General features: G+C 40.2%; 10 protein-coding genes. 8 read left to right on the forward strand and 2 right to left on the reverse strand.

Annotation, left to right across the window (positions count from 1 at the left end; all coding sequences use genetic code 11):
* The first annotated feature begins 90 nt into the window (after nucleotides 1-90).
* Nucleotides 91-1,218, forward strand: a complete 1,128-nt coding sequence (locus DWW91_RS21055) for an ATP-binding protein (RefSeq protein ID WP_122328847.1) — start codon at nucleotides 91-93, stop codon at nucleotides 1,216-1,218.
* 124 nt (nucleotides 1,219-1,342) lie between these two features.
* Here the strand turns inward: DWW91_RS21055 and DWW91_RS21060 are convergent, their stop codons facing one another.
* Entirely contained in the window at nucleotides 1,343-2,839 is a 1,497-nt protein-coding gene (locus DWW91_RS21060) for an acetyl-CoA hydrolase/transferase family protein (protein WP_009859642.1), read from the reverse strand.
* A gap of 79 nt (nucleotides 2,840-2,918) precedes the next feature.
* A complete protein-coding gene (locus DWW91_RS21065; RefSeq protein ID WP_010800594.1) occupies nucleotides 2,919-3,344 on the reverse strand; it encodes a hypothetical protein in 426 nt (141 codons plus the stop codon).
* A 251-nt stretch (nucleotides 3,345-3,595) separates the two neighbouring features.
* Between DWW91_RS21065 and miaB the strand changes: the two genes are divergently transcribed.
* The 7 genes from miaB (at nucleotide 3,596) to DWW91_RS21095 (ending at nucleotide 13,278) form a co-directional block, all read left to right on the forward strand.
* Nucleotides 3,596-4,966 carry a tRNA (N6-isopentenyl adenosine(37)-C2)-methylthiotransferase MiaB gene (gene miaB / locus DWW91_RS21070; RefSeq protein WP_046146288.1) on the forward strand — a complete coding sequence of 457 codons (1,371 nt, stop codon included), beginning with the start codon at nucleotides 3,596-3,598 and terminating at the stop codon, nucleotides 4,964-4,966.
* A gap of 671 nt (nucleotides 4,967-5,637) precedes the next feature.
* Entirely contained in the window at nucleotides 5,638-8,595 is a 2,958-nt protein-coding gene (locus tag DWW91_RS21075; RefSeq protein WP_173012309.1) for a TonB-dependent receptor, read from the forward strand.
* Nucleotides 8,596-8,618: 23 nt separating this feature from the next.
* Nucleotides 8,619-10,133, forward strand: coding sequence for a RagB/SusD family nutrient uptake outer membrane protein (locus DWW91_RS21080; protein WP_122328848.1), 1,515 nt, complete (start codon nucleotides 8,619-8,621; stop codon nucleotides 10,131-10,133).
* A 155-nt stretch (nucleotides 10,134-10,288) separates the two neighbouring features.
* A complete protein-coding gene (locus tag DWW91_RS28175; RefSeq protein ID WP_233584544.1) occupies nucleotides 10,289-11,005 on the forward strand; it encodes a hypothetical protein in 717 nt (238 codons plus the stop codon).
* Nucleotides 10,965-11,603 carry a hypothetical protein gene (locus DWW91_RS28180; protein WP_233584545.1) on the forward strand — a complete coding sequence of 213 codons (639 nt, stop codon included), beginning with the start codon at nucleotides 10,965-10,967 and terminating at the stop codon, nucleotides 11,601-11,603. Before DWW91_RS28175 ends, DWW91_RS28180 begins: the two co-directional genes overlap by 41 nt.
* Before the next feature lie 13 nt (nucleotides 11,604-11,616).
* Nucleotides 11,617-12,129, forward strand: coding sequence for a hypothetical protein (locus tag DWW91_RS21090; protein ID WP_122328849.1), 513 nt, complete (start codon nucleotides 11,617-11,619; stop codon nucleotides 12,127-12,129).
* Nucleotides 12,130-12,399: 270 nt separating this feature from the next.
* On the forward strand, nucleotides 12,400-13,278 hold the full coding sequence (locus DWW91_RS21095; RefSeq protein ID WP_010800580.1) for an ABC transporter permease: 879 nt from the start codon (nucleotides 12,400-12,402) through the stop codon (nucleotides 13,276-13,278).
* Nucleotides 13,279-13,284: the final 6 nt, after the last annotated feature.

Here is a 13,284-nt window from a genome sequence, read left to right on the forward strand (position 1 = left end):
TTTTCACCCGGATGGAGTAAAAAGAATTACTGATTACGTAAGTATGATTATTGTAAGATAATAATTATCTTTGCATAAAAAGGTTGTTGTATGCTTCTGATAAATAATCCATTTGTAACAAGCGGCTATATTGCCCCCGAATATTTCTGTGACCGTGAAAAGGAAACGGAAGAGTTGCTTCGCTGGCTGTTGAATGAGAATAATGTGGCTGTCATTTCTACCCGCCGTATGGGAAAGACCGGATTGATTCAGCATTGTTTTCAATTGGCTGAGGTGAAAGATCATTATTATACTTTTCTTATCGACATCTATGCAACGAAGACGCTTCGCGAGTTTGTTTTTCAATTGGGAAAAGCTATTCTTACTGCTTTAAAGCCTAAGGGACGGAAGACGTGGGAATTGTTCATTAATAGTCTGACATCGTTGAAGGCTGGATTCACCTTTGATATGTCCGGTATGCCTCAATGGAATATAGAGTTGGGAGATGTCAAATCACCGGAGACGACGCTGGATGAGATATTTCATTATCTTTCCTTATCAGACAAACCTTGTATTGTTGCAATTGATGAATTTCAGCAAGTCGCTCAATATCCGGAAAAAAATACGGAAGCATTGCTCCGTACCTATATTCAGCATTGTCCTAATGCCCGCTTTGTGTTTGCCGGTTCTCAGCGTCATCTGATGGGAGAGATGTTTATCAGCCCGGCCCGTCCTTTTTATCAGAGTGTGTCGATTCTTCATTTGGCAGCTATTGATAGGCAAAAATATATCGAATTTGCCCGGCATCATTTCAGAATGGCTCAAAAGGATATAGATGAGGAGGTTGTAGCTTCTTTGTATGATCGTTTTGAAGGAATTACCTGGTATCTTCAGAAAATATTGAATATCCTTTTTGCTGTAACTCCCCCCGGTGAGGTTTGTAATAAAGAGATGATTGAGCAAGCCATACATTTTATCCTGGATTCTTATTCGTTTACCTATTCGGAATTGCTCTATCAGTTACCGGAAAAGCAAAAAGAATTACTGATTGCAATCTGTAAGGAGGGAAAAGCGACCGCATTAACTTCCGGGAAATTTATCCATAAATACAGTTTACCATCGAGCAGTTCGGTTCAATCTGCTTTAAAAGGTTTGTTGGAAAAGGATTTTGTAACCAAAGAAGGGGCTTTTTATATGGTTTATGACCGTTTCTTCTCTTTGTGGCTGAGACGTATGTAATATATTGCAGTTACAATCCTTAAAAACTTGTTTAAAACGAGATTTGAGTCTCTCATCGATTTGAACAAAAAAGTCCCGAAGTGTTTTGGCACTTCGGGACTTCATATGATATAAAAAGTCGCAATTACTTATTATACTTGCTCCAGTCTACATTGTGCATATCGCCGCTAGCAGCCAGTTCTTCGTGGAATGCGAAGCAACATTTCAGGTTTTGCGGGGTATGGCCCTTTACGCCCATTGCCAGATATTCTCTTAACAGAGGTTTGTAATCCGGGTGAACGCAATTGTCGATGATACAGTTGGCACGTTCGATCGGAGATTTACCGCGCAGGTCGGCTACACCGTATTCGGTGATGATGATCTTCACTGAGTGTTCGCTGTGATCCAGGTGAGATACCATCGGAACGAAAGCGCTGATCTTTCCCTCTTTCGCTGTAGAAGGAGTAGTGAAGATAGACAACATCGCTGAACGGGTAAAGTCGCCCGAACCACCAATACCGTTCATCATTCTTGTACCTGATACATGAGTAGAGTTGATATTTCCGAAGATGTCAGCTTCCAATGCTGTGTTGATAGCGATCAGGCCTAAGCGGCGGGCTACTTCCGGATTGTTGGAAATTTCCTGCGGACGAAGAAGGATCTTGTCCTTGAAGAAATCAAGATTTGCATAGATTTCGCGAATTACTTCATTACTTACAGATAATGAGCAACCGCTGGCAAATTTAACGCGGCCTTCTTTCATCAGACTGATTACCGCATCCTGGATAACTTCTGTATAGACATTGAACGCAGGAATATTTTTGTTAGCTCCCATACAACCCAAAACAGCGTTGGCAACATTACCTACACCACTCTGTAACGGAACGAATTCTTTCGGCAGACGGCCGGCTTCGATTTCACTTACCAGGAAGTCGGCAACATTTTTACCGATTGCCATTGTGACATCGTCCAGCGGAGAGAATTTACCACCTTCGTTCGGCTCTTCTGTCTTAACGATACCGACGATCTTAGCCGGATCAACCTTCACATAAGGAGTACCGATACGGTCGGAAGGAGTATAAACAGGAATTTCACGACGGTAAGGAGGATCAGCCGGTTCATAAATATCATGCATACCGCGTATTTCTTTCGGGTGGCGGCTGTTCAATTCAATGATGATGCGGTCAGCCATCCGGCAGATAGTCGGAAGGATACCGACACCGCTCGTCGGAACGATTTCACCGTCTTCGGTTACATCAGCAGCTTCAACGATGGCAACGTCGATTTTTCCCAGGAAACCGTAACGCAGGTCTTGTGCAAGTTCAGACAGGTGCATATCGAAATATTGTGCCCCGTGAGAATTCAGTAAAGCGCGCAGATCCTTATTTGACTGGTATGGAGTACGGAATTTGATTGCATTGGCACGAGCCAGTTCACCGTCCAGCTTGTCTCCGGTAGAAGCACCGGTAAACATACCGATCTGGAAAGGATTGCCTTTTTCATGTTCCTCCATTGCTTTTTTAGCAATGGCTCCCGGAACAACTTTCGGACATCCGGCAGGGGTAAAACCACTGAATCCTACGTTATCGTCGTGATGTACGAACGAAGCAGCTTCTTCAGCTGTAATGAATTTTAAAGCCATGATATTATACTGTTTTTATATTAGATAAATACTTGTTAGTCAGCTAAACGGCTGCAAAGGTATTAAAAAAGAATGTAGATTAATACTTGCGGTTGAGTATTTCTGAATAAATAACTGCTTTTCTTAACTCTTCGGCATTATTAAACTCAATATCTTCCAGCATGGAGTGTTCCTCTTCGGCAGGGAAGTTCATAGGTTGGGATGAACTGACTTTTGACTTTTGGATTTCCTGCTCGGTGGATAAAAATGGTTTTGAGGCAGGTGTCTTTTTTTTCTTTTTATGGATCGGTGCAGTTGGTGCTTCCGGCTTTTGAGGGGTAGTTGCCTCCTCCAGAATTTCCCAAAAACCTTTTCCCGAAGAGGTATTTTCCTCCGGGTATGAGTCGTGACCGGGCTGTCCGAGGACTTGTGTCGGGCGCTTTTTTTTGTTTTTTGAACTGAATAAACCGCTTATTGCTGCAACTATCAGAAAAACAATATAGATCCAATCGCCTACGTTATCCATAACTTTGATTATTTTTGCACTCCAAATGTACGAAGAATTATTGAATAGTGAAAGAGGTAAGAATTATAAAGGGTATAAAAGTAAATAAGGGTAACTTCACAGCCACCCTTATTCGATTTAACCAAAACCTTAACTATGAAAAAATTTACGTTTTTCGTATGCAAATATAGTGCTCGGAATTGAACTGTGCAAACCTTTGGAGGTTTATTTTTATAGAATACAAGATTTTAAATTTTATTAACGAGAACGAAATGACGAATCAGGAAAATGGCGTAGACTTAAAATCTACAGCCGCAAATGAGGAAAAAAAGTTGTTCATCGAGACCTACGGGTGCCAGATGAATGTAGCGGACAGTGAGGTGGTCGCCTCCATTATGAAAATGGACGGATACACCCTGACTGACAAGATTGAAGATGCTGATGCTGTCTTCGTAAATACCTGTTCTGTGCGTGATAATGCGGAACAGAAGGTTTACGGGCGACTACAGTATTTCCAGTCGCTGAAACGCAAAAAGAAATCGCTGATCGTCGGCGTACTGGGATGTATGGCCGAACGGGTGAAAGAAGAGTTGATCAATGTGCATCATGCAGACCTCGTGGTCGGGCCGGATTCTTATATGGATCTGCCGAATCTGGTCGGGGCTGTCGAGCATGGGGAAAAGGCGATCAATGTGGAACTATCCACACAGGAGACCTACAAAGATGTGATGCCGCTGAAGCTGGGTGGCGTGCATATCTCTGGTTTTGTGTCGATCATGCGCGGATGTAATAATTTCTGTACCTATTGCATCGTGCCCTATACCCGTGGCCGGGAACGTAGCCGGGATGTGGAAAGTATCCTGAATGAGATCCGGGATATGCGCGATAAAGGTTTTAAAGAAGCTACCTTGCTGGGGCAGAATGTCAACTCATATGCTTTTGAAAAAGATGGTGAAACTGTAACATTCCCGATGTTACTGGAGCGGGTTGCGCTGGAAGCTCCGAATATGCGTATCCGTTTTGTGACCTCCCATCCGAAAGATATGAGCGACGATACGCTTCGTGTGATTGCCGCCCATAATAATATATGTAAGTATATCCATCTTCCTGCCCAATCCGGCAGTTCGAAGATTCTGAAAGTGATGAACCGTAAATATACCCGTGAATGGTATCTGGACCGTATTGCTGCTATCCGTCGCATCGTGCCGGAAGCATCTATTGCTACCGACCTGTTCTGTGGTTTCCATTCGGAGACGGAAGAAGACTATCAGGAAACACTTTCGCTGATGCGTGAAGTGAGGTATGATGCCGCTTTCCTGTTCAAATATTCGGAACGTCCCGGAACCTATGCCGCCAAACATCTCCCGGATACCGTTTCGGAAGAAGAGAAAGTACGCCGTTTACAGGGTATGATCGATTTGCAGAATCAGTTATCCGAGGAAAGCAACCTGCGTGATATCGGTAAAGAGTTTGAAGTGCTGATCGAAGGATTTTCCAAGCGTTCGCGTGAACAGTTATTTGGCCGTACCAGCCAGAACAAGGTGGTTATTTTTGATAAGAAGAATTATAAAGTCGGTCAGTTTGTGAAAGTACGGATCAACCGTGCGTCTTCAGCAACGTTATTTGGTGAAACGATAGACTGATTGAATTATATAGTGAGTTGATAAAAAGGTACTGCTTTATGTCAGATTCTGATAAAAGCAGTACCTTTTTTGTATATATTCAGGCGACATGTTCATGGAAACTCATCTGGAAGTAAAAAAATGTTTAGATATCTATTTGTATGTTATTACTCTGATTTACAGGGTAGAATAAGTCTTGAATTCTTAAAAGAGACAATCTGTCTAGTCTGAATGATATTCAAAGGTAGAAGAAAAAATTAACATAGTTCTCGTAGGACTACGTTCTTAGTGAATGCAAATTTATACATATATTTATTTATATGAATTAAATAGTATAGGGAAAATATAGTAAAACTGTCGTATAACATATATTCTTTTTTATAAACTATATTATTGTGTGAGCCTTACTTTAAACGACTTTGTTGATTCGCTGTTTGTTTGATATATAGTTCTAGTTCAAGTTTCTGCATATTCATCATCCTAGCCCTATCTATTATAATTAAAACTTATTAAATAAAATATGCCAAATTGGTTGATTAAAGATTATTTCCTTTATCTTAAATCAAAAACCATAAAATCCTATTTCATAACGCATTATATACAATTGACACATTAAATCTCCCTCACAATTTACATAAGTCCTACGAGAACTTAGTATTATAGACTTAATACTACAATCTAAATGTAAAATTATGAGAAGAAGAATGATGTTATTGCTTACCTGTTGTATAATGGGTGTAGGTTTGGTGATGGCTCAGTCGTCTAAGGTAACCGGTAAAGTTCTTTCCGACGAGGATGGAGAAGCGATTATTGGAGCGACTGTGATGGTGAAAGGGACAACTATCGGTACTGTAACTGATGCTGATGGTTTTTTCAATTTGAGTAATGTCCCGAATTCGGCTAAGGTTCTGGAAATCTCGTTCGTCGGAATGGAAACGATGACCGTTAAAATCGCTCCGAATCTGACAATCCGGATGAAAAACTCTTCAGAGATGCTGGATGAAGTGCTGGTTACAGGAACCTATGGTTCGGCAAAGAAATTAGGTTCAATGGTCGGCTCTGTTGCAGCTGTTAAATCAGAAAAGATTTCTAACCGTCCGAGTGCGAACTTTGCTGATGCTTTACAAGGACAGGTTGCCGGTTTACAGGTATATACCTCTTCCGGCGAACCGAGCGAAAATGTTTCAATGCGTTTGCGTGGTGTCGGTTCTATCAATTCTTCTACGGAGCCTTTATTCGTTTTGGACGGTTCCCCGATTTCCAGCGGTGTTTTTACTGCTTTGAACCCGAGTGATATCGAAAATGTCACTGTTTTGAAGGATGCATCGTCAACATCCATTTACGGGTCACGTGCGGCAAACGGTGTCGTGATAATTACAACAAAGCGTGGTAAAGGTTCAAAACCTACCGTTAGTGTTAAAGGACAGTATGGCTTTTCACAGCCGGCATTGCCTACTACGGAAATGATGAATACGACACAGTATTATAATTTATGGAAAACAATTAAACCCGGAGCAAATCTTTCTACGGTTGAAAAATACATGAATATGGGGATTTCTACCGATTGGGCTGATTATTTCCTGAATGATAATGCCCCGACATGGCAATTGGATGCAAGTATCACAGGGGTAGCAAATAATACAAATTATTTTATTTCAGCTAGTCATTATGATGCGGACGGTGTGGAACCAGCTTCCGGTATGCGCCGTGAAACTTTGCGTAGTAATATCGACTCAAAAGTGTTCAGCTGGCTGCGAGTAGGGCTGAATTTAGGTTTGTCTTATGAAGATTTTGAAACAAACGGATTTGCCAGTACCGGTAATAGCTGGTATAATGTGGGTACTTTGAGCCGTTGGGCTGTCCCTTATGAAACTCCTTATGAAATTATTGAAAATGCCGATGGCAGCATTTCTTATGGCAAACGAAAAGATTTACTGGATGTGCTGGGACTCTGGAATCCCTATTATTTATTGGAAAATCAACCGACCGAAAAGAATAAAATTCGTCTTTATGGAAATATGTTCGAAGAACTGACTCCGGTTAAGGGTTTGACAATTCGTGCCGCTCAAGCTATGGATGCGTTTGATTACAGGTATCGCTATAAAAGTTTGCCGGCCAGATATAATAATTATTCGGGTAGCGCTGCCGAAACTTTCCAGCGGTATTCTTCTTTTACGTTGACTAATACGGCTGAATATAAGTTCGATATCAATAAGTTGCATAATATTACAGCTTTGGTCGGACAGGAATCGATCATATACGATGGCAGTTCTTTCGGAACCAGTGTAGACGGTATAACGGATTCTCGTTTGTCGATGGTAAGTCATGGTACCACTTACAAAGCGCCGAGTGCCAGTCTGAAAAAGAAAACGATGAACTCTTTCTTTGCACGCGCAGAATATAATTTCAATGAAAAATATTATCTGGATGCCTCTTACCGTACGGATGGTTCTTCTTTATTTGGAGTAAACAAACGTTGGGCTTCCTTCTTTTCTGTAGGGGCTATGTGGAATATGAAGGAAGAACAGTTCCTGGCGGATGTAGAATGGCTGGACGAATTGCGAGTGAAAGCCAGTTATGGTACAACCGGTAACTCTGCATTTGATGGTGACCCGTATTACCCGTCTTTAGGATTGATCGGTACAGGTCTTTACAACGGAAACCAGAGTTTCGGAGTTTCTTCCGTGCAAAATGACGATCTGACCTGGGAAAAACAAAAAACACTGAATATCGGTTTCAATTCGCGTTTCTTTAATCGCCTGAGCGTCGACTTTGACTTCTATAATAAGGTGACGACGGATATGTTGATGACGATCCCGTTCTCTTATACAACCGGACATGGCTCAGGATGGGGAAATATTGGCAGTATGTTCAACCGTGGTATTGAACTTACCGCATCTTATGATATAATCTCCAATAAGGATCTCTTCTGGAGTGTTTCGGCCAATATAAACTATAACAAGAACCAGATTACAGAATTGTTTGGCGGACGTGATGAATATGTTGTAGCCAATACCGGTGTTAAATATGAAGTGGGCAAAACGTATGGCGATTTCTATTATGTGAGATGGAAAGGCGTTGATCCGCAGGACGGACAGCAAATATGGCTGGACAAAGACGGGAATGAAACAAAAACCTACTCCGAGGATAATGCCGTGTTTACCGGTAAAAATCAGTTTGCTCCCTGGGTAGGTGGTTTCAATACTCAGTTTTCCTGGAAGGGCTTCACGCTGAATGCGGACTTTTCTTTCATGTTGGGTAAATATATGATCGACAATAACCGGTACTTCGTTGAAAATCCAAATTTCGTCGGACAGTTAAACCAGGCTGTCGTAATGGAAAATATGTGGACAACACCAGGGCAGATAACGGATATTCCGGCTGCGAATTCTGCCATTCAATTTGATACTCATCTGATTGAGAATGCGTCGTTTATGCGTTTGAAGAATTTGACGATCGGCTATAACTTGCCGGATAATTTGTTGAGAAAAACAGGTTTTATCCGTGGTGTCAGGGTATTTGCTGTAGGTCGTAACTTATTGACTGTTACAAAATATCAGGGAGCAGACCCGGAAGTGGATTCTAACTTGCAGTTGGGTAAATATCCGAATACCCGTCAGTTCTCATTTGGTGCTGAATTTACGTTCTAATAATTTGTAAAAAGAAGAAAATCATGAAGAAAAAATCTATTATATTGTCAGTTGCTACCTGTTGTTTTGCTGCTTTTACAGCTTGCGATATGGATTTGGCTTCGGAAACAAGCATACCTACCAATCAGTCTGTTCAGTCTGTCCAGGACTGTGGAAAATATAGTAATTTGTTTCATGCGGAATGGCGTGGCTATGTGCAAAATAGCTATACTATGGATGCGTTGGTACAGTCCGGACTGATTACGGCTACGGCTGATTACGGAAATACGTATGGTGCTTTTTACCGCTGGGACTATACCATTACAGACGGAGCTTTTTCCGGTTGCTGGAGCGATAATTATAATTTTATAGCAAACGCTAACGTCCTGTTGAAGGGGGCAGAAGCTTTATTAGCTGATAATTCGTTATCGGATGACGATCGGAAAGAAATCCGGCTTTATATGGGGCATGCTTATTTTACAAGAGCATATGCTTATTTTGAGTTGGCTCTCCATTTCTGTACGAACTATGATCCGTCCTCCGCTGCTAACGAATATGGTATTCCTCTTGTTGAAGAATATAATTCGACACCATCTATTGCCGGAACATATCCGGGGCGTAGCACGTTGGAGGAGACTTATAAACAGATCGACAGCGATCTGGCAAAAGCAGAAGAATATGTAACGACAGCAGGAGAGATAAACTCCGCTTATATCACGGCTGATGTGGTAAAAGCATTGAAAGCCAGAATTGCTTTGGAAAAAGAGGACTACCAAACTGCTATATCTACAGCTACTGCGCTGATAAACAGTGGAACCTATCCATTGATGACAGATGGAGATGCTTATGCCGATATGTGGTTGCATGACAACGGAACGGAAGCCATCTGGCAGTTTGCCATGGTGAAAGCCAAGGAAACAGGACCGAACGCCCTGGGTAGCGCATTCAGCGGTATTATCGATAAATTACCCCGCCCTTCTTATTTGCCGACTAACACAGTATTGAATTTGTATGATAAAGACAATGATATTCGTTATAACGCTTATTTTACGTATGATTCAATCGATGCCCAGACTGTTCCGGATTTTATGATTACTTATTGTAAGAAATGGCCGGGTAACCCTGAATTATATGAAGGAAAGAGCAATAACATAAATAAGACCAAGGCTTTCCGTATTTCTGAAATGTATCTGATTGCGGCTGAGGCTTATGCGATGTCGGGAGATGAAACGAACGCTTCCGCGATGTTGAATAAACTGAAGACTGCCCGTGTGAAAGGATGGAGCGATAAATCTTATAAAGGGGATGCTTTGATAAAAGAAATTCAGGATGAGTATGTACGCGAATTATTCGGTGAACAGCCTTATTTCTTTGACCTGAAACGTTGGAAGAAAGGGCTGAATCGTTCTTCAAGCGAAGCTCAGGATATTTCTTACCTGCCTGCTTTAGGTACGGATATGGTAAAGTCTGCCGACGATCATATGTGGGTATGGCCGATCCCTAAAGATGAGATCGATGCGAATCCGCAGATCAAAGGGCAGCAGAATGCCGGGTATTAAGTTATAAATTGGAGTCAGTCTTATTGGAAATGAATTTCCGATAAGACTGATTAAAATAGAATATCTAAAAAGTGTTTGTTGGCTGTTCGTGTTTTTTCTTGTAATAAAAGTTACAAGATTATTTTTAAGTGTTGTAAACCTAAATCGAGTTTGTCATGAAAAAAATAAAAAGTTTAAAATTATTTATTTTTATCAAGTGTTTGCTTCTATTAGGATTGATGTTAACATGTAAAAATGAAGAGGATATAAATTTGAGAACAGTTGCTGAAAACGCTTTTTTTACATATAGCGGAACAGCACCTGCTATTAGTGAAATTACACTGGGACTGAAAGACCTAAATGAACAAAAGAACTTTTCTTCAGCATTTATAGCTAATTATGGACAACCTGTGTGGCAAGAATCTATAGTTGTTACTATTGATAAAGAAGAAACTATAATTATTACACCGATTAAATTAGGACAGCAGAAACAGATAAATACGCTTTGGGTGTTTTTTGCTCATAATAATATCGTTTCCAATATAGTTCTTACTAAAGAGATGCTTTCTAAAACTAAAATGGATTTAGAATGGGGATTTGATTATTTTAATCAAAAAATGTTCTCGGAAGAAATGAATTATCAATATCATTTTCATGAACTAAGTGATGATTTACAAACGCGCTCTGGTGTTTTAGTTACATATTGTGTAAACTATACAATCGAAATAGAGTTTGAAGGGAAAAAGGCTACCAGTTCCGGCACTCATTGTTGGAATGAATACTATAGAACTCATGAATTTGAGTTTATAGATCATGTAGATTCTCCGGCAAATGTCGTTGTTGATGATATATATGTATCAAATCAACAAGCATGGGGGGGGAGGAGGCGGTGACACTCATCCGATGGGTAATACCCCGACCGAGAGATTTAATAGGACTTGTAAAATTGTTACAGAAGTTAGAGATCAAGAACGGGACAGAATAATATCTGTTGTTGATAAGTTTGCAACAACTCCTGTTTTTGAAAGACTGTATTTTCTTCTTAGTCGTAAAACGTTGTATATAAAAATGGATCCTATGATAGGTGTGAATGCACAATATGATAAGTCAACAAATACGATTTCTTATAGAACGGAGACAGATATACTCAATATATATTTTGATGAAGAACTTATACATGCGGCTCAAGCGATAGAGTATGGTGATCGAATGTTGAATAAATATAAGAATTTTGAGTTTGAAGCAAAAGTGTTAAGGAACTTGGTGGCACATCGTGCAGAAGGTGGAGCTTTTATTGGTAGTTTTAATATGGATGACCAGTTTATGGGTCAATATCAGGATTTTATACTTGATATGTGTGATCGAAAATCTATATCTGATATAGATATTCAACTCTATTTCGATTTTTTGGAGCGATGGACAGGTTATCCTGGCATTGTAGATAAATCTATTCTGCCGCAATTATTGATTACGTATAGTGTATTATTTTAAATATATTGAAAATATGAAGAGACTTAATCTTATATTAATTTGTTTGATCGGAATATGTAGTATGAATGCTCAGAATATTCCTGATTTGAGATATTTTGAGGTATCTAAGAAGTTTGAAAAACGTATTGTTCTACGCGTTCCGTCTTTTCCAAAACCGGAAGGTAATTCCGGAAGTTTTCGTAGCACACCTGAATCTGACATTCATGGGTTGTTTGGCAAGAAAATGCATTCAATGCTGGAATCTTATTTCACGGATCGGGATTGGAGTGATAAAAGAGATTGGTTAAAGAAATATGGACCATCTTATTCAATTTATTTCGATAAGAACATGAAGATATTTGCGTATAGCATTATGTTAAAGCCGGAGGTATTTACGCAAATGTCTGAAGAGTATCTTAAAGGTTTTGGGGAGGAATTGATGAAAATGGATCTTCGCCCTTATTTTGAAATAGAGGAAAAAGATAAGGAGACTTTTACCTGGGGAGCAGTGCATGTCTGGGTTGCTATACGATACAGGGAAAGATAGTGACATACATTTTTATAAACACACTGATAAGGGAATGGTCAGATGTGAATCTCGCCATTTCCCGTTTTTTCAAGTTTCTATATGCTTTTAATCGGTAGGTTTGCATGCCTAGAATCATTTGGAATTCTTTTGGTAATTGTCTTTAATTGGTTAAATAATTATAAACCAGAGGCTGTTCCATAAATTCTTTTTTTCTTTGCAGAAAAATTGGGAGGTATGCACCCTGTGCGTATCTCCCCAATTTATTGAATAATAATAAGGTTACGTCTGATGGCTGAAAATAATAAGGTTAACTCGGTTTCTTTCTTTAATTCTCGTCTTACTTCCATCATAAGTATCGCCCTGGTGCTTTTCCTGCTCGGGTTGATTTTGTTGATGGGGTTGCTTGGAAACCAGTTGTCGGTTTATGTCAGGGAAAATATATCATTTTCTATTGTATTGAAAGACAATCAGAAAGAAGCTGATATCAAGAGGATGCAGAAGAGCCTGGACGCGCTTCCTTTTATCAAATCTACCGAATATATATCGAAAGAACAGGCTGCGAAGGAACTGGAAGAAGAATTGGGTGAGAATCCGGAAACTTTCCTCGGCTTTAATCCGTTGCAGGCATCTATCGAAGTGAAGCTGCATTCCGAATATGCAAACCCGGACAGCCTGCAGCATATCGAAAAGAAAATCAAAACATATACCTCTGTATCCGACCTGCTTTACCGGAAGGATATGATGCAGATGGTGAACGATAATATGAAACGCTTGAGCATTATCCTGCTCACATTGGCTGTTATGCTGATGGCTATATCGTTTGTCCTGATCAGCAATACGATCCGTTTGCTGATTTATTCCAAACGTTTTTTGATCCATACAATGAAATTGGTGGGAGCTACTTCCGGGTTTATCCGGCGCCCTTTTGTGCGCTATAATGTGGTAAGCGGTATTTTTGCATCCATCCTGGCAATATTAATGCTGACCGGTTCGTTATATTATTTACAACACGAATTGGACGGTTTTATCCAGCTATTGGATGTGAAGGCTTTACTGGTTGTATATGCGGCGGTGTTCCTGCTGGGAATCCTGTTGTCGGTAACGGCTACCGTATTTGCTGTAAACAAGTACCTCCGTATGGGTGTTGATAAGTTGTATTATATATAATAAACA

Source organism: Parabacteroides sp. AF17-3 (genome assembly GCF_003635445.1).
GTDB lineage: Bacteria > Bacteroidota > Bacteroidia > Bacteroidales > Tannerellaceae > Parabacteroides > Parabacteroides goldsteinii.

Excerpts from the sequence above, each read along its gene's own strand:
- DWW91_RS21065 (WP_010800594.1), bottom strand. The coding sequence starts at position 3,344 with ATGGATAACGTAGGCGATTGGATCTATATTGTTTTTCTGATAGTTGCA.
- DWW91_RS28175 (WP_233584544.1), top strand. The coding sequence starts at position 10,289 with ATGAAAAAAATAAAAAGTTTAAAATTATTTATTTTTATCAAGTGTTTG.
- DWW91_RS21095 (WP_010800580.1), top strand. The coding sequence starts at position 12,400 with ATGGCTGAAAATAATAAGGTTAACTCGGTTTCTTTCTTTAATTCTCGT.
- DWW91_RS21055 (WP_122328847.1), top strand. The coding sequence starts at position 91 with ATGCTTCTGATAAATAATCCATTTGTAACAAGCGGCTATATTGCCCCC.
- miaB (WP_046146288.1), top strand. The coding sequence starts at position 3,596 with ATGACGAATCAGGAAAATGGCGTAGACTTAAAATCTACAGCCGCAAAT.
- DWW91_RS21060 (WP_009859642.1), bottom strand. The coding sequence starts at position 2,839 with ATGGCTTTAAAATTCATTACAGCTGAAGAAGCTGCTTCGTTCGTACAT.
- DWW91_RS28180 (WP_233584545.1), top strand. The coding sequence starts at position 10,965 with ATGTATCAAATCAACAAGCATGGGGGGGGAGGAGGCGGTGACACTCAT.
- DWW91_RS21075 (WP_173012309.1), top strand. The coding sequence starts at position 5,638 with ATGAGAAGAAGAATGATGTTATTGCTTACCTGTTGTATAATGGGTGTA.
- DWW91_RS21080 (WP_122328848.1), top strand. The coding sequence starts at position 8,619 with ATGAAGAAAAAATCTATTATATTGTCAGTTGCTACCTGTTGTTTTGCT.
- DWW91_RS21090 (WP_122328849.1), top strand. The coding sequence starts at position 11,617 with ATGAAGAGACTTAATCTTATATTAATTTGTTTGATCGGAATATGTAGT.